At 64.8% G+C, this 18,580-nt stretch carries 14 protein-coding genes; 1 reads left to right on the forward strand and 13 read right to left on the reverse strand.

Features of this window, described 5'->3' with window-relative positions; all coding sequences use genetic code 11:
- Window positions 1-148: 148 nt before the first annotated feature.
- The gene (gene secA / locus AC1KVG_RS03460) at window positions 149-2,887 is read right to left on the reverse strand and encodes a preprotein translocase subunit SecA (protein WP_481093517.1); all 2,739 of its coding nucleotides are present in this window, start codon (window positions 2,885-2,887) and stop codon (window positions 149-151) included.
- A 155-nt stretch (window positions 2,888-3,042) separates the two neighbouring features.
- Window positions 3,043-3,987 carry a M23 family metallopeptidase gene (locus AC1KVG_RS03465; RefSeq protein ID WP_006448958.1) on the reverse strand — a complete coding sequence of 315 codons (945 nt, stop codon included), beginning with the start codon at window positions 3,985-3,987 and terminating at the stop codon, window positions 3,043-3,045.
- On the opposite strand from AC1KVG_RS03465, the gene AC1KVG_RS03470 reads away from it, so the two are divergent.
- Window positions 3,988-4,434, forward strand: coding sequence for a DciA family protein (locus AC1KVG_RS03470; RefSeq protein WP_006448957.1), 447 nt, complete (start codon window positions 3,988-3,990; stop codon window positions 4,432-4,434).
- Between the two features lie 186 nt (window positions 4,435-4,620).
- On the opposite strand, the gene lpxC is transcribed toward AC1KVG_RS03470, so the two are convergent.
- From lpxC to AC1KVG_RS03525, 11 genes are all read right to left on the reverse strand, one after another.
- Window positions 4,621-5,532 carry a UDP-3-O-acyl-N-acetylglucosamine deacetylase gene (gene lpxC, locus AC1KVG_RS03475; protein ID WP_481093518.1) on the reverse strand — a complete coding sequence of 304 codons (912 nt, stop codon included), beginning with the start codon at window positions 5,530-5,532 and terminating at the stop codon, window positions 4,621-4,623.
- 235 nt (window positions 5,533-5,767) lie between these two features.
- A complete protein-coding gene (gene ftsZ / locus AC1KVG_RS03480; RefSeq protein ID WP_104550786.1) occupies window positions 5,768-7,006 on the reverse strand; it encodes a cell division protein FtsZ in 1,239 nt (412 codons plus the stop codon).
- A 292-nt stretch (window positions 7,007-7,298) separates the two neighbouring features.
- Window positions 7,299-8,534 (reverse strand): cell division protein FtsA, encoded by a 1,236-nt coding sequence (gene ftsA / locus AC1KVG_RS03485; RefSeq protein ID WP_003485272.1) that lies wholly within the window; start codon window positions 8,532-8,534, stop codon window positions 7,299-7,301.
- Entirely contained in the window at window positions 8,531-9,367 is an 837-nt protein-coding gene (locus AC1KVG_RS03490; protein ID WP_481093519.1) for a cell division protein FtsQ/DivIB, read from the reverse strand. Before AC1KVG_RS03490 ends, ftsA begins: the two co-directional genes overlap by 4 nt.
- Before the next feature lie 118 nt (window positions 9,368-9,485).
- Entirely contained in the window at window positions 9,486-10,442 is a 957-nt protein-coding gene (locus AC1KVG_RS03495) for a D-alanine--D-alanine ligase (RefSeq protein ID WP_481093520.1), read from the reverse strand.
- Window positions 10,439-11,872: a UDP-N-acetylmuramate--L-alanine ligase gene (gene murC, locus AC1KVG_RS03500; protein WP_023902728.1), complete on the reverse strand. Its 1,434-nt coding sequence runs from the start codon at window positions 11,870-11,872 to the stop codon at window positions 10,439-10,441. The genes AC1KVG_RS03495 and murC overlap by 4 nt, the downstream gene beginning before the upstream one ends.
- Window positions 11,869-13,161, reverse strand: a complete 1,293-nt coding sequence (murG, locus tag AC1KVG_RS03505) for an undecaprenyldiphospho-muramoylpentapeptide beta-N-acetylglucosaminyltransferase (protein WP_481093521.1) — start codon at window positions 13,159-13,161, stop codon at window positions 11,869-11,871. Before murG ends, murC begins: the two co-directional genes overlap by 4 nt.
- Window positions 13,158-14,534 carry a putative lipid II flippase FtsW gene (gene ftsW, locus AC1KVG_RS03510; RefSeq protein WP_168957080.1) on the reverse strand — a complete coding sequence of 459 codons (1,377 nt, stop codon included), beginning with the start codon at window positions 14,532-14,534 and terminating at the stop codon, window positions 13,158-13,160. Before ftsW ends, murG begins: the two co-directional genes overlap by 4 nt.
- Window positions 14,534-15,619: a phospho-N-acetylmuramoyl-pentapeptide-transferase gene (mraY, locus tag AC1KVG_RS03515; protein ID WP_023902725.1), complete on the reverse strand. Its 1,086-nt coding sequence runs from the start codon at window positions 15,617-15,619 to the stop codon at window positions 14,534-14,536. Before mraY ends, ftsW begins: the two co-directional genes overlap by 1 nt.
- Window positions 15,609-17,102 (reverse strand): UDP-N-acetylmuramoyl-tripeptide--D-alanyl-D-alanine ligase, encoded by a 1,494-nt coding sequence (locus tag AC1KVG_RS03520; protein WP_481093522.1) that lies wholly within the window; start codon window positions 17,100-17,102, stop codon window positions 15,609-15,611. The genes mraY and AC1KVG_RS03520 overlap by 11 nt, the downstream gene beginning before the upstream one ends.
- Window positions 17,099-18,574 carry a UDP-N-acetylmuramoyl-L-alanyl-D-glutamate--2,6-diaminopimelate ligase gene (locus AC1KVG_RS03525; protein ID WP_481093622.1) on the reverse strand — a complete coding sequence of 492 codons (1,476 nt, stop codon included), beginning with the start codon at window positions 18,572-18,574 and terminating at the stop codon, window positions 17,099-17,101. Before AC1KVG_RS03525 ends, AC1KVG_RS03520 begins: the two co-directional genes overlap by 4 nt.
- Window positions 18,575-18,580 lie beyond the last annotated feature (6 nt).

Genomic DNA, 18,580 nt, shown 5'->3' on the forward strand with positions numbered 1-18,580 from the left:
CCCACGAATCCCCTCCGTCAGTAGAGCCCCCTTGGTAAGAGGGCGCGCCAAAGACGCGGGGATCGGAGGAATACCGTGCACCCAGCGTCCGCTACGCGGACACTGGGTGTGCAGCCCGCTCCACGGGCTGCACCACGGTCAACTCAGCTCAGCTGAGTTGACCGTGGCAGTGCTTGTACTTCTTGCCGCTACCGCACGGACACGGATCGTTACGGCCCACCTTGGGCTCGTCGCGGGTCACCTGCGACACCGGCACCGGTGCGCTGCCGCCCTGCATCTGTTCCACTTCCTCGTCGGCACCGTAACCGCCCGCGTCCTGATGCTGGAACTGCGAAGCCATCAAGCGCGCTTGCGCCTGCAGACGCTCCTGCTCTTCCAGCTCGGCCACTTCTTCTTCGCTGCGGATGCGCACGCGCGCCAGCAGGTTGATCACTTCGCGCTTGACGTTCTCCAGCATCTCGGAGAACAGCTCGAAGGCTTCCTTCTTGTATTCCTGCTTGGGCTGCTTCTGCGCATACCCGCGCAGATAGATGCCCTGGCGCAGGTAATCCATCTTGGCCAGATGTTCCTTCCAGCCCTGGTCGAGCACGGTCAGCATCACGTGCTTCTCCAACGCGCGCATGGTGTCGTTGCCCACCGCCGCTTCCTTCTCGGCAAAGTGCGCATCCACCGCTGCCTGCACCTTGGCCGCAATCTGCTCGGCGTCCAGCTCTTCCTGGGTACGCGCCATCTCGCTCAGCGCCAGCGGCATGCCCAGTTCCGATTCCAGCGTGGCTTCCAGACCCTTTAGGTCCCACTGCTCGTCGACCGAATTGGGCGGCACGAAGCGGGCGACCAGGTCATAGATCACATCGCCACGGATGCCGTCGACGTTGTCCTTGACCGATTCGGCGTCCAGCAATTCGTCGCGCTGGGCGTAGATCACCTTGCGCTGATCGTTGTTGACGTCGTCGAAATCCAGCAGGTTCTTGCGGATGTCGAAGTTGTGCGCTTCCACCTTGCGCTGCGCCTTTTCGATCTGCCGGCTGACCAGGCGATCTTCGATGACGTCGTCTTCCTTCATGCCCATCATGCGCATCGCCTTCTGGACCCAGTCCGAGGCGAAGATGCGCATCAGGTTGTCTTCCAGCGACAGATAGAAGCGCGAGGAACCCGGGTCGCCCTGACGACCGGCACGGCCGCGCAGCTGGTTGTCGATACGGCGCGACTCGTGCCGCTCGGTACCGATGATGTGCAGGCCGCCGGCCGCCTTGACCGCGTCATGCCGGCGCTGCCATTCGGTCTTGGCCTGCAGGCGCTGTTCGTCGCTGATGTCCTCGCCCATGCCGTGCAGCTCGGTTTCCAGCGAACCGCCCAGCACGATGTCGGTACCGCGACCGGCCATGTTGGTGGCGATGGTCACCGCACCCGGCTGGCCGGCGTTGGCCACGATGGTGGCTTCGCGCTCGTGCTGCTTGGCGTTGAGCACTTCGTGCTTCACACCTGCATTGCGCAGATGCTCGGACAGCATCTCCGAGGTTTCGATCGAGGTGGTACCCACAAGCACCGGCTGACCGCGCTTGGCGCAGTCTTCGATATCGGCCAGCACCGCATTGAACTTGCCCTTGCGGTTGAGGAAGACCTGGTCCGGATGGTCCTTGCGCACAGTCGGGCGGTTGGTCGGGATCACCACCACTTCCAGGCCGTAGATGCTCTGGAATTCGTAGGCTTCGGTGTCGGCCGTACCGGTCATGCCGGACAGCTTCTTGTACATGCGGAACAGGTTCTGGAAGGTGATGCTGGCCAGCGTCTGGTTCTCGCGCTGTACCGGCACGCCTTCCTTCGCTTCGACCGCCTGATGCAGGCCATCGGACCAGCGACGCCCGGACAGCGTACGGCCGGTGAATTCGTCGACGATCACCACTTCGCCATCGCGCACGATGTAATCCACATCGCGCTGGTAGATCGCATGCGCACGCAGTGCGGCGTTGAGGTGATGCACCACGCTCAGGTTCTGCGCGGCGTACAGGCCATCTTCGGCATTTTCGAGAATGCCGGCCTGCATCAGCAGTTCTTCGGCGTGGCCCATGCCCGCCTCGGACAGATGCACCTGCTTGCCCTTCTCGTCAATCCAGTAATCGCCCTCGCCCTCTTCGCTTTCCTGCTTGGTCAGCTGCGGCACGATGCGGTTGACGCGGATGTACAGCTCCGGCGATTCGTCGGCCGGGCCGGAAATGATCAGCGGGGTGCGCGCTTCGTCGATCAGGATCGAGTCGACTTCGTCGACGATGGCGTAGTGCAGATTGCGCTGGTAACGATCGGCGCGCGACAGCGCCATGTTGTCGCGCAGGTAATCGAAACCGAATTCGTTGTTGGTGCCGTAGGTGATGTCGCTGCCGTAGGCCTCGCGCTTGTCGCTGTGCGGCATGCCCGGATACACCACGCCCACGCTCAGGCCCAGCCAGTTGTACAACTTGCCCATCTGCGCGGCATCGCGGCGCGCCAGGTAGTCGTTGACCGTGACCACGTGCACGCCCTCGCCCTGCAGCGCATTGAGGTACACCGGCAGCGTGGCTACCAGGGTCTTGCCTTCGCCGGTGCGCATCTCGGCGATCTTGCCCAGGTGCAACACCATGCCGCCGATCAGCTGCACATCGTAATGACGCATGCCGAGCACGCGGCGGCTGGCCTCTCGGCAGACCGCAAAGGCTTCGGGAAGAATCTTGTCCAGGGACTCGCCGGCGGCAAGTCGCTGCTTGAACTCCGGAGTCTTGGCTTGCAGCTCGGCGTCGGAGAGCTTCTCGATCGTCGGCTCCAGCGCATTGATCTGGGTGACGAGGCGGGTGAGCTGGCGCAGCTGGCGTTCGTTACGACTGCCAAAGACACGGGTAAGCAGACTGTTGATCATTGAAGAAACCGGTTGAAAAGGAACGGTTTGACCGACGCCGGTCCCCAAGACCCGGCCGCCGTAAACGAAACAGGGCGCACTGCGCCCTGTCGATGGCAACACCCTATTGTAGCTTGGGGCGGGCCTTCACGAATCAAGCGCTGAGCGGGCCTTCGTCAACCGCGCCCGCGGCGTCCCACCGGCGTGTTGGTGTCGCCCAGGAACTTGCGCGGATTGACCACCCGCCCGTCCGCCCACACCTCGAAATGCACGTGTGCGCCGGTAGAACGGCCGCTGGAACCGGCCCTGGCCACCTGTTGGCCGGCGCGCACCAGATCGCCCACCTTCACCACCAGCCGCGAGTTATGCGCGTAGCGGGTCACGTAGCCATTGCCGTGGTCCACTTCGACCACGTTGCCATAGCCGCCGCGCACGCCGGCGTAGCTGACCACGCCATCGGCGACCGACATCACCGGGTCGCCCACGTTGGCGTGGAAGTCCACACCCTTGTGGAAGGCCGAACCACCGTCGAACGGATCGGCGCGGCCGCCGAAGCCCGAGGTAATGTAGGTGTTGCGGATCGGCATCCGCGAGGGCACCGAATTCTGCTCGAGCTGATGATCGAACATCAGCGAGGCAAGCACGTTCAATTGCTGGCCGGAGGCGGAGAACTGCTGTTCCACTTGCCCTAGCGTCTCCTTGAGCGATTCCACCGGCATGTCGCTGACCGGCTCATCGCCGCCACCGACGCCGACCGGCGCATCGAAGTCGAACTCGCCGTCCTTCAACTTGCCCATTTCGGTCAGCCGCTCGCCCAAGGCATTGAGGCGGGTGGCCTGCGCCTGCAGCTCACCCATGCGCGCGGCCAGTGCATTGACCTGCGCCTGCGAAGCGCGCTGCGCCTGGGCCAGCTCGACCTGCTGCTGCGCGACCTTGGCCTGCAGCGCGGAATTGGTCACCATGCCGGTGGCGGTGCTGGCACCGACGCCGATCAACATCCCCAGGCCCAACACCGCGCCGAGGACTACCATCGGTCGATCTGCGGCGAAGCCCTGGAACTGTCGGACCACACGCTGGGTCCGGGTTTGCCGAGATTTGATTACAACTTTCTTCAACGCCATATGAGTGTCATGTCCAAGCCCAAGTCCAACGCACGCAACCCTTCCGCTCCACAACCGGCCATCGAGGCCGCGTTGGGTGAAAAGGCTGGCGACCCCTTGCGTCGCGCCTTGTGGCTCGATGCGCTGGACCGGCAGTTGCGCCCCCTGTTACCGCCTCATCTGGCCACCCGTTGCCGGTTGGCCAATGTCCGAGGCGAACAGCTCGTTTTTCTGGTTGATTCACCTGTCTGGCATGCCAAGTTGCGGCTTGCCGAGACCCAATTATTGGATGCCGCCCGATCCATCGGACTGAAGGCCACCGCAGTGACCATCAAGACCATCACGACCCCGCTGCATTCCCCAATGCCGCAGAACCGTGAACGTCCACGCCCTGTTTCCGAAGCGACGCACAAAGGACTGCGCGACGCCTTGGCCTCCTTGCAGGACGTTCCACCGACCAAGCGGTGATGTCCGTGCCGCCTTTTCGAAACGGCCGCCGGTGCGTGAAAGAATTGCGAAGACCGCACACGACCCGACGCATCCTAGCGGGCATAGGCCACGCAGGAGTTAGAGAAGTCTTAAATAAACGTTAAGAACGGGTCGGAAATCCGACGGAGTTCACACTTCGAACGCCAACTAAGGCATTCCCTGACATCAGGCGTAGACGGGGCTGGCGTAAGTGACAGGCGGCTGCAGGCTGCCTTCGGGAAAGCTGACCCATTCCCAGGCGGCTTGATCGGCCAGCAACGCACGCACCAGCTTGTTGTTGAGCGCGTGGCCGGATTTGAAGCCTTCGTAGGCGCCCAGGATGGCACCGCCGGCAAGATACAGATCGCCGATGGCGTCCAGGATCTTGTGGCGTACGAATTCGTTCGTGTAACGCAGGCCGTCCTCGTTGAGCACGCGGAACTCGTCCAGCACGATGGCGTTGTCCATCGAACCGCCCAGGCCCAGATTGCGCTCGCGCATGTACTCAAGGTCGCGCATGAAGCCGAAGGTGCGGGCGCGCGAGATTTCCTTGACGTAGGCCGAGGTGGAGAACTCGATTTCCTGGCGCGACTGCTTGGCCGGGATCATCGGGTGATTGAATTCGATAGTGAAGCCGAGCTTGTAGCCCTCGTATGGCTCGAAGCGCGCAACCTTGTCGCCCTCGCGCACTTCCACCGTGTGCTTGATGCGGATGAAGCGCTTGGCCTTGTTCTGCTCGACGATGCCTGCCGACTGCAGCAGGAACACGAACGGGCCGGACGAGCCATCCATGATCGGCAACTCGGCCGAAGACAGTTCGACGATGACGTTGTCCACACCCAGGCCGGCCAATGCCGACATCAGATGCTCCACGGTCTGGATCTTGGCGCCATTGCAGGTCAAACCGGTGCACAGCGTGGTCTCGGTGACCAGCTCGGCATCGGCGGGGACTTCGACAACAGGTTCCAGGTCCACACGCCGGAACACCACGCCATGATCGACAGGAGCCGGTCGTAGCGTCATATACACCTTGTCGCCGCTATGCAGGCCGACGCCGGTGGCACGAATGGTGTTTTTGAGAGTGCGTTGCTGGGTCATATGCGAAGTCTGGATGAACAATGCAGACAGGCGCTGAACCGGCTGTCCAATCGTTGAGATTATCCGAATTTTAACAAGTCACGCGTGACGGCAACTGTAATCGACCGGTCACGCCACTGCAAAAGCTGCCGGATCAACGCGTCGATCCGGCAGAAAGAGGACATGGCATTGCAACCCCGAAGCGAACCTCGGGGCATTGCGGGCGGCGCCACCAAGGTGGCATCGTAGTGAAGCGTCAGTCTGCCTGGCGGCGCAGGAACGCCGGGATATCCAGGTAGTCGTTGGGCAGGTCTGCCGCCGGCGCAGAGGAACCGCCGCCGTTGGTGTTGCTGCTGCCGACCGAGTCGCTGCTGGGACGACGCAGGCCCAGGCCCATGCTGCCGCCAACCGCCTTGGACACCGCATCGCCACCGCTGGTTTCGAAATCGCCGAATTCCGGCTGACCGGTGGTGGCGTTGCGCACCAGCTTGATCGGCGCGCGCTGGTCCGGACGCTGGGTCTGACGTGCAACCGCACGGTTCAGGCCAGTGGCGACCACGGTGACGCGCACTTCGTCCTGCATGTCCGGGTCGAGCACGGTACCGACGACCACGGTGGCATCTTCCGAGGCGAACGCTTCGATGGTGCGGCCGATCTCGTCGAACTCGGCCATGGTGAAGTCCGGGCCGGCGGTGATGTTGACCAGGATGCCGTTGGCGCCGGCCAGGTTCACATCGTCCAGCAGCGGGTTCTGGATGGCGGCTTCGGCAGCGGCCTGCGCGCGATCGTCGCCGCGTGCCGAACCGGTGCCCATCATGGCCAGGCCCATTTCCGACATCACGGTGCGCACGTCGGCGAAGTCGACGTTGATCAGGCCCGGACGCACGATCAGGTCGGCGATGCCCTGCACGGCGCCCTGCAGCACGTCGTTGGCAGCGCGGAAGGCCTGGATCATGGTGGCGTTGCGGCCGAGCACGGTGATCAGCTTTTCGTTGGGAATGGTGATCAGCGAATCGCAATGCTGGCTCAGTTCCTCGATGCCCTTCAGCGCAACCTGCATGCGTCGGCGGCCTTCGAACGGGAACGGCTTGGTGACCACGGCCACGGTCAGGATGCCCATTTCCTTGGCCAGCTGCGCAACCACCGGCGCTGCACCGGTGCCGGTGCCACCGCCCATGCCGGCGGTGATGAACACCATGTCCGCACCCTGCAGCGCGTCCATGATGCGCTCGCGATCTTCCAGCGCGGCCTGACGGCCGACTTCCGGATTGGCGCCTGCGCCCAGACCCTTGGTGACGTTGGTGCCAAGCTGCAGCTGCAACTTGGCGCCGCAGTTCTTGATCGCCTGCGAGTCGGTGTTGGCGGTGATGAATTCCACGCCATCGACGTTGGTGTTGACCATGTGTGCAACCGCGTTACCGCCGCCGCCGCCCACGCCAACGACCTTGATTACCGCGTTGGGAGCCATCTTTTCGATCAGTTCAAAATGTGCCATGTCAGTGTCCTCTTGAGCCGGGATTGGAGAGTGGGGATTGGGATTCGCAAAAGCGTTGGTCCCTGTCCACTCCGCACCACGGCGAGTGTTGTTGTTTGAAAGTCGGGATTCGTGTGCGGGACCGTAGATGCGCTGTTGCGCTCTACGACTCACCTCACCTACTCCTCGACGCAATGCCTGCAAAAAAGTTTACCGCCTACCCGCTCGCCGCTCTCTACTTGATCTTTGCTGCCACTCTGCTTTTTCTTTCGCTCTTACCAATCCCAAATCCCGAATTCCAAATCCCGGCCCCTCAGAATTCGCCGCGATACCAGTTCTTCAATTTCTTGAACAAACTCCCGGCACGTCCGGTCGGGATCGACGGACGACGCGGGTGTTCAATCTGGCTGCCCATCAGCAACAGGCCTACGCCGGAGGCGTGCACCGGGTTGCCGACGACTTCGCCCAGGCCGGTGACGTGCTGGGGAATGCCCACGCGCACCGGCATCTGCAGCATTTCTTCGGCCAGTTCGACCACGCCTTCCATCTTCGACGCGCCTCCGGTGAGCACCATGCCGGCGCGCACCATTTCCTCGAAACCGGAGCGGCGCAATTCGGCCTGCACCATTTCGAAAATTTCTTCGTAACGGCCCTGCACTGCCTGCGCGAGCGCATGCCGTGGCATGCGGCGCGGCGGGCGATCGCCGACCGAGGGCACCTGGATGCTTTCTTCGGCGGTGGCCAGCTGCGCCAGTGCGCAGGCATAGCGCACCTTGATCTGCTCGGCTTCCGGGGTCGGCGTGCGCAGCATGTGCGCGATGTCGTTGGTGACATGGTCGCCGGCGATCGGCAGCGAGGCGGTATGGCAGATCGCGCCCTGCACGTAGACGGCGAGGTCAGTGGTGCCGGCGCCGATATCCACCAGCACCACGCCCAGTTCGCGCTCGTCGGCGGTCAATACCGCCACCGACGATGCGAGCGAGGACAGCACCAGATCGTCGACCTGCAAGCCGCACTTCTGCACGCACTTGGTGATATTGGCCGCGGCCGACTGCGCGCATACCACCAGATGCGCATGCACCTCCAGGCGCACGCCGGTCATGCCGACCGGATTGCGGATGCCTTCCTGCGAATCGTCCAGCACGTATTCGCGCGGGATCGCATGCAAGATGCGCTGGTCGGCAGGAATGGCCACGGCCTTGGCCGCATCCAGCACGCGCTCCAGATCGCTCCAGGTCACTTCGCCGTCGCGGATCGGCACGATGCCGGGCGAGTTCTTGCACTGCACGTGGTTGCCGGAGATCGATGCGTACACCGAGCGGATTTCGCAGCCGGCCATCAGCTCTGCTTCTTCCACCGCGCGCTGGATCGACTGCACGGTGGATTCGATATCCACCACCACGCCGCGCTTGAGGCCGCGCGATTCATGCGAACCGATGCCGATCACTTCGATCGGATTGCCGGGCGAGTACTCGCCGACCAGCGCGACGACCTTGGAGGTGCCGATGTCCAGTCCAACGATGAGGGATTTGTCGCCTTTGCGGTTCATGTCTTAAAGCCGGGATTCGAGATTCGGGATTCGGGATTGGAGAAGATCGGTCTACGGTTACGGGGCAATTCCAGAACAACCGTGTGGTGTGCGGCAGGCGCAGCCGGCGGCACCTTTTTCTTGGTTTCCGGCAAGCCCTCTTCCATTTTTCGTTCGACCGTAAAGCCATTGGTGTAGCGCAGGTCGGCGCGGGCGATCGGGCGTTGCGGGTCGGCCAGTTGCGGCAACACGCGGGCGAAGCGCTGCAGGCGTGCGCGCGCATCGTCGCGGCCGATCACGATCTGCACGCCGTTGCTCAGGCCCAGCGACCAGCTGCCGCGTGCGTCCATTTCCAGGCGCTCCACATCCAGCCCGGTCGGGGCGAACAGCGCGCGCGATTCGTTGTACAGCGCCACCACGTCCTGCGTCTTGCTGTCCGGGCCACCGAGTTGCGGCAGCTTGAAGTCCTTCAACAACGGCGGGGTGCGGAACAGCCTTCCCTGCTCGGACAACATGCGGTCGGTGCCCCAGCGCGCGAACGGCTTGTGCTCGGTGACGCGCACTTCCAGCACGTCCGGCCAACGCTTGCGCACCTGCGCACTTTCCACCCACGGCAACCGTGCGATGGCGTCTTGCGCGTTCTGCAATTTCACTGCAAAAAAACCCGAGCGCGCATACGGCAGCACCACCGCACGCAGCTCTTCGGCAGGCACCCGCTTGAAGTCGCCGGACACCCGCAACCGCGCCAACGGCCAACGCTCGGCGCCGACCCAGCCATTGAGCACAGCCACCACAGGCAACGCGACTAGCGTCACCGCGATCAACCAGGCCAGGATGCGCAGGGTGGCGTTCATGGGCGCGTTCCGCGCACGGAATTGGTGATTCGGGATTGGGGATTCGCAACGGCAACAGCAACGGCGCACGCGGCGTCGCTGTTCACCAATCCCGAATGCCGAATCCCCAATCCCGCCGTCATAGCGTCTGCTCCAGCACGCGCCAGACCAGTTCTTCGAAATCGATACCAAGCTGACGCGCGGCCTTGGGCACCAGCGAGTGGCTGGTCATGCCCGGAGCGGTGTTCACTTCCAGCAGATACAGCTGGCCGCTGGCGCGGTCGCGCATCACGTCCACACGGCCCCAGCCACGTGCGCCGGCAGCGCGGAAGGCGTCGAGTGCGAGCTGGCGGATCTGCGTTTCGGCATCGCCTTCCAGGCCCGGGCACAGGTACTGGGTGTCGTCGGCCACGTACTTGGCGTTGTAGTCGTACCACTGGCCCTTGGGCACGATGCGGATCGACGGCAGCGCAACTTCGCCGAGCACGGCCACGGTGAGTTCGTCGCCTTCGATCAGCTGCTCCATCAGCAGCGCGCCGTCGTAACGCGCCGCCAGCACCACGGCTTCCTCGAGCTGGGCCTGGTCGAACACGCGGCTGATGCCGACGCTGGAGCCTTCGTTGGCCGGCTTGACGATGACCGGCAGGCCGATCTGCTGTGCGGCGGCATGAATTTGATCGGCGCTGGCGCCGGCGGCCAGACGCGCATAGCGCGGTGTGGACAGGCCAAGCGACAGCCACACCTGCTTGGTGCGGATCTTGTCCATGCTCAGCGCCGAGCCGAGCACGTTGGAGCCGGTGTACGGCACCTTGAACGCTTCCATCAGGCCTTGCACGATGCCGTCTTCGCCGCCGCCGTTATGGCCGTGCAGCACGTTGAAGACACGGTCGAAACGTTTTTCGACCAGTGCCTGCGCCAGTGCCGGAATGCCGTCGACCGGCTGTGCATCGACGCCGCGCGCGCGCAGTGCATCAAGCACGTTGCTGCCGGAGTTCAACGACACTTCGCGCTCGGACGAGGTACCGCCGAGCAGCACGGCAACGCGACCGAACGCAGCCGGATCGGTGCCGCGCACGTTGGCGACCGTCGCGCTCATGCAGCCGCTCCGGTGAAGCCGTTATTGATGATGTGCTGGGCCACGTAACCGATATCGCCGGCACCCATCATCAGCAACAGATCGCCGTCCTGCAGCACGTCCGGCAACACTTCGGCCAGGCCCGAAATCTGACCGACCACCACCGGCTCGCTGCGGCCGCGCGCACGGATGGCACGCGCCAACGCACGCGAATCGGCGCCGGGAATCGGCGCTTCGCCGGCCGGGTAGACCTCGCTCAACACCAACGCATCGACGGTGCTCAACACTGCGGCAAAGGCATCGAACTGATCGCGGGTACGGCTGTAACGATGCGGCTGGAATGCGACCACCAGACGCTTGTCCGGCCAGCCGCCACGGGCGGCGGCGAACACCGCTTCCAGCTCGCGCGGATGGTGGCCGTAATCGTCGACCACGCGCACGCGTGCACCGGTGCTGGTGGTGACTTCGCCCAGATCATTGAAGCGGCGGCCGATGCCGGCGAAGTTTTCCAGCGCACGCGCAATGGTTTCCGGCGCCACGCCCAATTGCCAACCGATCGCCGCTGCTGCCAGCGCATTGAGCACGTTGTGACGGCCCGGCAGTGCGAGCGTCACCGGTGTGGTGGTGCCCTCGGGCAGGCGCAGCGTGAAGCGCATGCGCGGGCCATCCTGCACCACATCTTCGGCGCGCACGTCGGCGTTTTCGCTCATGCCGTAGCTCATCACGTGGCGCGGCGTCTTGCTGGCCAGTGCCGCTACTTCCGGGTCGTCGATGCACAGCAGGGCCAGACCGTAGAACGGCAGGCGCTGCAGGAATTCTGCGAATGCCGCCTGGATGCGCGAGAAATCGTTGCCGTAGTTTTCCAGGTGATCCGAATCGATATTGGTGATCACCGCCATCAACGGGTTCAGGCGCAGGAAGCTGCCATCGCTCTCGTCGGCTTCGGCCACCAGCCACTGGCCGCCACCGAGTTTGGCGTTGGCACCGGCAGCCAGCAACTGCCCGCCGATGACGAAGGTCGGATCCAGCCCGCCTTCGCTCAGCACGGCCGCCGCCAGGCTGGTGGTGGTGGTCTTACCGTGCGTGCCGGCCACCGCGATGCCGCGACGGAAGCGCATCAGCTCGGCCAGCATCGCCGCACGCGGCATGATCGGAATGCGCTGGCTGCGCGCTTCCATCAGCTCGGGGTTGTCTTCGCGGATCGCGCTGGACACCACCACGCAATCGGTGCCGAGCACATTGGCCGCCGAATGCCCACGCATCACCCGCGCACCCAGCTTGGCCAGCCGACGTGTGGCCGCGTTATCGGAGTTGTCGGAGCCGGAGACTTCATAGCCCAGCGTCAGCATCACTTCGGCAATGCCGCTCATGCCGGTGCCGCCGATGCCGACGAAATGCACGCGCGGGAAGGCGCGCACCAGATCGCCGCTGTCCTGCAGACGGCGGATCACGCGGCACCTCCTGCGGAGGTGGCGGGATTGGGGATTGGGGATTGGAGATTGGTGGCGATCAATTGCGCGGAGCGGTCGCCATTAACGGATTTCTGCATGCTGTCCTGCTTGTGCTGTTGCTCTGTACGAATCCCCAATCCCGCTCGCTCTTTGACGGCCGGAGGCCGGCCATCCCCATTCCCGGCCTCTTGAAGAATGATGTCGGCGATGTGCTCGGCGGCATCCGGCTTGGCCAGGGTGCGGGCGGCTTGTGCCATCGACAGGCGGCGCGCGGGGTCGGCGAGCAAGGTCTGCAAGACCTGCTGCAGACGCACTGCCAGGGTGTCGTCCTGCTTGAGCAGCACGGCGGCGTCGGCGCCGACCAGGTATTCGGCATTGCGGGTCTGGTGATCGTCGACGGCGGCGGCGAAGGGCACCAGCACGCTGCCGATACCGGCGGCGCACAGTTCGGCCAGCGTGGAGGCACCGGCACGGCACACGACCAGATCGGCCCAGGCGTAGGCGGCGGCCATGTCGGCGATGAAGGGTTCGACACTGGCGTTGACGCCGGCCTGCGCGTACGCCGCTTCGGCTTCGGCGCGCAGCTTCTCGCCGCACTGATGACGCACCTCGACATCCGGGTGACCGAGTGCCGCCAGTGCCGCCGGCACGGCTTGATTCAATGCGCGTGCACCCTGGCTGCCGCCGAGGACCAGCATGCGTACCGGGCCACCACGACCGACCAGGCGCAGAGCCGGCACGGGGAGCGCTGCGATTTCCGCGCGCACCGGATTGCCCACCGCTTCTTCGCCAGCGAAGCTGCCCGGGAAACCGGTCAACACGCGACGCGCGAAACGCGACAACACCTTGTTGGTCATGCCGGGTGCGCGATTTTGTTCGTGCACCAGCAACGGCACGCCGAGCAGACGAGCAGCCAGGCCGCCCGGGCCGGCCGCAAATCCGCCGAAGCTGATCACCGCACGCGGCTGGCGCTTGCGCAGTACGAAGCCGGCGGCGCGCACCGCGCGCATCACCCGCACCGGCGCGCCGAGAAGTTTCACCAAGCCCTTTCCGCGAAGCCCGGTGATGGCCAGCGTGTCGAGTGGGATGTCGTGCTGCGGCACCAGACGGGTTTCCATCGCGCCATCAGCGCCAAGCCAGGTCACCGGCACGCCACGCGCGCGCAGCACCTTGGCCACGGCCAGGCCCGGGAAGATATGCCCACCGGTTCCGCCAGCAAGGATCATGACCGGACGAACCACAGCTGACTGCGCGGACGCCGGCGTGGGATTCGCATGGCTACTACTCATGCAATCCTCCCGAACGTCGGTTCCACACGCGGCTGCATGCGGCTGGTGCCGCGCAGGATGGCCGATGCCGGCGCCACCGATGCTGCAGCGACCGGTGCGGGTGCGGGTGCAGCGGCAGCCACAGTGTCGCGCTGCGGTTTGCGTGCTGGCGCATACGCCGGCGGCACTGAGTCGACCACCGGCTCGGCCGGCTCCGCCGACGGCGCGCCCGCACCCTGCGGCGACAACTTGCTGCGCAGGCGCTCGGCGCGATCCATTTCGTAGGACACGCGCAACAACAAGCCCATCGCCACGCAGGTCATCAGCACCGACGAACCGCCGGAGGAAATCAGCGGCAGGGTCAGGCCCTTGGTCGGCAGGATGCCCAGATTCACGCCCACCGAAACGAAGCTCTGCAGGCTGATCCACAGGCCGATGCCGAAGGCGATGTAGCCGGAGAAGTGGCGCTTCATTTCCACGCAGCGCATGCCCAGCCAGAACGCGCGGCCGACCAGCAGCGCGTACAGCGAAATCACCCCGCACACGCCGACAAACCCGAGTTCTTCGGCAATCACCGAAAAAATGAAGTCGGTATGCGCTTCGGGCAGATAGTTGAGCTTTTGCACCGAGGCGCCCAACCCCACTCCGGTCCACTGGCCGCGGCCGACCGCCATCAAGGCATTCGACAACTGGTAGCCGGAGCCGAGCTGGTCAGCCCACGGATCCAGGAACGAGGTGATGCGACGCAGGCGGTACGGCTCTAGGATCGCGATGAAGGCGAACACCGGCAGGCCGAACACGATCGGCATCGACATGCGCGGCAGGTTCACCCCGCCCAGCACCAGCATGCCCGCAGTAATCGCCAGCAACAGCGTGGACGAGCCGAAGTCCGGCTGCATCAACAGCAGGCCGACCAGTGCGATCGCAACGCCCAGCGGCTTGAGCATCGCCGGCCAGGTCGCATTGACCTCGTCGCGAAAGCGCACCAGGTAGCTGGACAGCCACACGATATAGAGCACCTTGACCGCTTCCACGGTCTGGAACTTCGACACACCCAGATTGATCCAGCGTTTGGCGCCGTTGACGCTGCTGCCCAGGCCGGGCACGAACACCACCATCAGCAAACCGAAGCAGGCCAGCAGCAACACCTGGTTGTACTGCTCGATGGTCTTGAGCTCGGTCCGCATCGCCCAGAACGCCAGGCCAACGCCGATGCCCAGAAACAGCAGATGACGGGTGAGGTAATAGAACGGGTTGTCGGACAGTTCGATCGAGCTGGATGCCACCATCACCACGCCCAGCGAGGCGAGCGTGGCCGCGGCGCCGAGCAGCCACGGGTCGTAGCGGCCGCCGATGGCTTCGAGTCGAGTGGCTTGACGCGCGTTGTCGTTCATCAGCGCACCTTCAACGTGGCAAGGCCGATCAGCACCAGCACCACCGAGATGATCCAGAAGCGCACGATCACGCGCGGTTCCGGCCAGCCCTTGAGTTCGAAATGATGATGGATCGGCGCCATGCGGAACACGCGCTTGCCGGTCAGCTTGAAGCTGGCGACCTGGATGATCACCGACAGCGTTTCGATCACGAACACGCCGCCCATGATCACCAACACCAGTTCCTGACGCACGATCACCGCGATGGTGCCGAGCACCGCGCCCAGCGACAGCGCGCCGATATCGCCCATGAACACCATGGCCGGATAGGTGTTGAACCACAGAAACCCTAACCCTGCCCCGGCGATCGCCGAGCAGATGATGATCAGCTCGCCGGCCCCGGGAATCAGCGGGATTTTCAGGTATTCGGCAAACACCACGTTGCCCGAGGCATATGCGAACACACCCAGCGCGCAGGCCACCAGCACGGTGGGCATGATCGCCAGACCATCCAGGCCGTCGGTCAGATTGACCGCGTTGGAGAAGCCGACGATCCAGAAGTAGGCAATGACCACAAAGCTCACGCCGGCCAACGGCAGCGCCACCGCCTTGAACATCGGAATGTAGAAGGTGATCGCGGCCGGCACATCGGCGGTGTAGTACAGGAACAGGCCGGCAGCCAGGCCGAAGATCGACTGCAGCAGATATTTCCAGCGCGACTTCAGGCCGTTGGGGTCGCGGCGCACGATCTTGATCCAGTCGTCGTACCAGCCGATCGCACCGAAGCAGAGCATCACTGCCAGCACCAACCACACATAGCGGTTACGCAGATCGCCCCACAACAGCACCGACAAGGTCACCGTCAGCAGGATCAGCGAGCCGCCCATGGTGGGCGTACCGGCCTTGGAAAAATGCGTCTGCGGGCCATCCTGACGGATCGGCTGGCCACCCTTGAACTGGCCCAGCTTGCGGATCACCGCCGGGCCCATCCACAACGACAGGAACAACGCGGTCAGCGCTGCCAGGATGCCGCGGAAGGTCAGATAGTTGAACAGCCCGAACAGGCTCTCCAGTTGCTGTAGCCAACGGGCCAACTCAAGCAGCATGGGAGGTGTCCTCCGCCGGTGCGAGCAACGCGGCGACGATGCGATCCATCGCACTGCCACGCGAGCCTTTCACCAACAACGTGGGCGGGACCTGCGCCGTGGTGGCGGCAGTCTGCGCCGCCGCACCGGTGTGTTCGTGCATCGAAGAAGATTCCTGCGTTTGAGTCGGCGAAACGGCGACCTGCGCCAGATCCGCCTGCAACGCCGCGACCAGCGCGGCATGAGTGGCGAACACGCGGCCGCCATCGCCGAACGCCTGCGCGGCGGCGGCACTGAGCTCGCCCAACGCGTACAGCCGCTGCAGCTTGGCCGCGCGTGCGCGACGCCCGGCGGCGGCATGCAGCGCCTTGCCTTCCGGGCCGAGTTCGCGCATGTCGCCGAGCACCAGCCAACCCGCGCCCGGCGCGGCAGCCAGGGTGTCGATGGCCGCATCCAGCGAACCTGGATTGGCGTTGTAGCTGTCATCGATCAGCACCGCGCCGCTGGGCAGCGTGTGTGCGATCTGACGACCGGCCACCGGGCGCGCCTGCGCCAGACCGGCGGCGATGATCGGCAGTGCAATGCCCGCGCCCAACGCCAGTCCGGTCGCAGCCAGCGCGTTGAGCACGTTGTGGCGGCCCGGCAACGGCAGCGCGATCTGCGCCTCGCCTTGCGGCGTCACCAGCGTGAACTGCGCACCACCTTCCTGCAGCCGTAGCCCACGTGCAGTGATGTCGGCGCTGGCCTGCAAGCCATAACGCAACACGCGGCGACCGTGCACCGGCTGCGCATGCAATTGCTGCTCGAACCAGGCCCCGAAGGCATCGTCGGCATTGATCACCGCCACGCCATCGGCCGGCAGTGCCGCGTAGATGGCGCCCTTGGTGCGCGCGACGCCGAGCAGGCTGCCCAGACGTTCCAGATGGGCGGGTGCGATGTTGTTGACCAGGGCTACGTGCGGCTGCGCGATGTCGGTGAGATAGGCGATATCGCCCGGCTTGCCGGCGCCCATTTCGTAGATCGCAACATCCGCATCGTCCGGCGCGGCGATCACCGCCAGCGGCAAGCCGATTTCGTTATTGCGGTTGCCCGGATTGGCGTAGACGGTGGTGCCATCGACACGCCCGGCCTCTTCCAGGATCGACAGCAGCAAGGCCTTGACGCTGGTCTTGCCGTTGGAGCCGGTCAACGCGATCACGCGCGTGGCGCGGTCGCGCTGCATGCCGGCGGCGATACGCGCCAGCGCGAGTTCGGTGTTTTCCACCAGCACCTGCGGCACGCTCAGCGCCGGCAGCAGGCGATCCACCAGCAACCCGCTGGCACCATGCGCCACCGCGTCGGCGGCAAAGTCGTGTCCATCGAAACGCTCGCCGCGCAGCGCCACATACAGGCTGCCGTTGGCGAGCGTGCGGGTGTCGTTGCCGACTGCGTCGATCATGGCGTCGTCGCCGTGCAGCTCGCCGCCGGCCCAGTGGGCGATCAACGACAACGGAGTGAGCTTCATGCGCGCACTCCCAGCACGGTGCGCGGCAGCAAGGCCTGCGCCGCCACGATGGCATCGTCGAAGGCATGCCGCACGCCGGCGATTTCCTGATATGGCTCGTGGCCCTTGCCGGCGATCAGCACGATGTCGGAGGCACCGGCCATGCCGATGGCCTGATGGATCGCCGCGGCGCGGTCGCGCTGCACGATCGCCGCATCCGGGCGCGCAAAGCCGCGCAGGATGTCGGCCACGATTGCATCGCCATCTTCGCCACGCGGGTTGTCGTCGGTGACGATCGCCACATCCGCATTGACCTCGGCGATCGCCGCCATCTGCGGCCGCTTGCCGGTATCGCGCTCGCCACCGCAGCCGAACACGCAGATCAGCCGGTCCTGCGCATGCGAACGCAGGCTGGCCAATGCCTGTTCCAGCGCGTCGGGCGTGTGTGCATAGTCCACCACCACCAACGGGGCGCCATGCGCGCCACCGAGACGATTCATGCGGCCGTGGATCGGCTGCAGCTGACCAAGCACTTCGGCGATCTGTGCCGGCGCGATGTCCAACGCATACAACGCGCCGGCGACCGCGAGCAGGTTATCGACGTTGAAGCGGCCCAGCAGCGGCGAGTGCACCGGATGCACTTCGCCATGGATGTTGAGCGCGAAATTGATGCCGTTGTGGTCCAGCTGCAGCGCCTGCGCACGCACCATTGCCTGGGCTTGTGCGCGCGAACTCACACCGATCGCGCGCAGCGCCGGGTCGAGCGCGGCCAGCAGCGTGCGGCCGAAGTCATCGTCCAGATTCACCACAGCTGCTTTCAATCCAGCGCGCGTGAACAGCTTGGCCTTGGCCGCGCCGTACTGCGCCATGTCGCCGTGGTAATCGAGATGATCGCGGGTGAGATTGGTAAACACCGCCACGTCGAAGTGCACTGCGTCGACGCGGCCCTGGTCGAGCGCGTGCGAGCTGACTTCCATCGCCACGGCCTGCGCGCCTTCATCGCGTAATTGCGCCAGCAACGCGTGCGTAGGCAACACCAGCGGCGTGGTGAAACCGGTCGGCACGACATTGCCATACAGGCCAACACCCAAGGTGCCGAGGGTGCCGGTAGGCATTCCAAGCAACGTCAACGCCTGCGCCAGCAACTGCACAGTGGAGGTCTTGCCGTTGGTTCCGGTGACGCCAATCATGCGCAGCGCCTGCGAGGGCTGGCCATGGAACTGATCGGCCATCGCGCCCAGACGCGCGCGCAAACCAGGCACGGCGATCGCATCGGCCGGTGCCGGCAACTCGGCAGGCGCTGGCGGCTCGAACAACACCGCCGCCGCGCCATTGGCACGCGCCTGTTCGACGAAGCCCAGACCATGCGCGCCGAAGCCGGCGATTGCCACGAAGGCATCGCCCGCACGCACCGCACGGCTGTCCATCACCAGACCCGAGACCTGCACGTCGTGCGCGATCGGCACGTCCGGCAACAGCTGCGACAGCGGCATGGAGCG

It is taken from the genome of Xanthomonas sp. NCPPB 3959 (assembly GCF_056675575.1).

Coding starts and splice junctions, on each gene's coding strand:
- secA (WP_481093517.1), bottom strand. CDS start 2,887: ATGATCAACAGTCTGCTTACCCGTGTCTTTGGCAGTCGTAACGAACGC.
- AC1KVG_RS03465 (WP_006448958.1), bottom strand. CDS start 3,987: ATGGCGTTGAAGAAAGTTGTAATCAAATCTCGGCAAACCCGGACCCAG.
- AC1KVG_RS03470 (WP_006448957.1), top strand. CDS start 3,988: ATGAGTGTCATGTCCAAGCCCAAGTCCAACGCACGCAACCCTTCCGCT.
- lpxC (WP_481093518.1), bottom strand. CDS start 5,532: ATGACCCAGCAACGCACTCTCAAAAACACCATTCGTGCCACCGGCGTC.
- ftsZ (WP_104550786.1), bottom strand. CDS start 7,006: ATGGCACATTTTGAACTGATCGAAAAGATGGCTCCCAACGCGGTAATC.
- ftsA (WP_003485272.1), bottom strand. CDS start 8,534: ATGAACCGCAAAGGCGACAAATCCCTCATCGTTGGACTGGACATCGGC.
- AC1KVG_RS03490 (WP_481093519.1), bottom strand. CDS start 9,367: ATGAACGCCACCCTGCGCATCCTGGCCTGGTTGATCGCGGTGACGCTA.
- AC1KVG_RS03495 (WP_481093520.1), bottom strand. CDS start 10,442: ATGAGCGCGACGGTCGCCAACGTGCGCGGCACCGATCCGGCTGCGTTC.
- murG (WP_481093521.1), bottom strand. CDS start 13,161: ATGAGTAGTAGCCATGCGAATCCCACGCCGGCGTCCGCGCAGTCAGCT.
- ftsW (WP_168957080.1), bottom strand. CDS start 14,534: ATGAACGACAACGCGCGTCAAGCCACTCGACTCGAAGCCATCGGCGGC.
- mraY (WP_023902725.1), bottom strand. CDS start 15,619: ATGCTGCTTGAGTTGGCCCGTTGGCTACAGCAACTGGAGAGCCTGTTC.
- AC1KVG_RS03520 (WP_481093522.1), bottom strand. CDS start 17,102: ATGAAGCTCACTCCGTTGTCGTTGATCGCCCACTGGGCCGGCGGCGAG.
- AC1KVG_RS03525 (WP_481093622.1), bottom strand. CDS start 18,574: ATGCCGCTGTCGCAGCTGTTGCCGGACGTGCCGATCGCGCACGACGTG.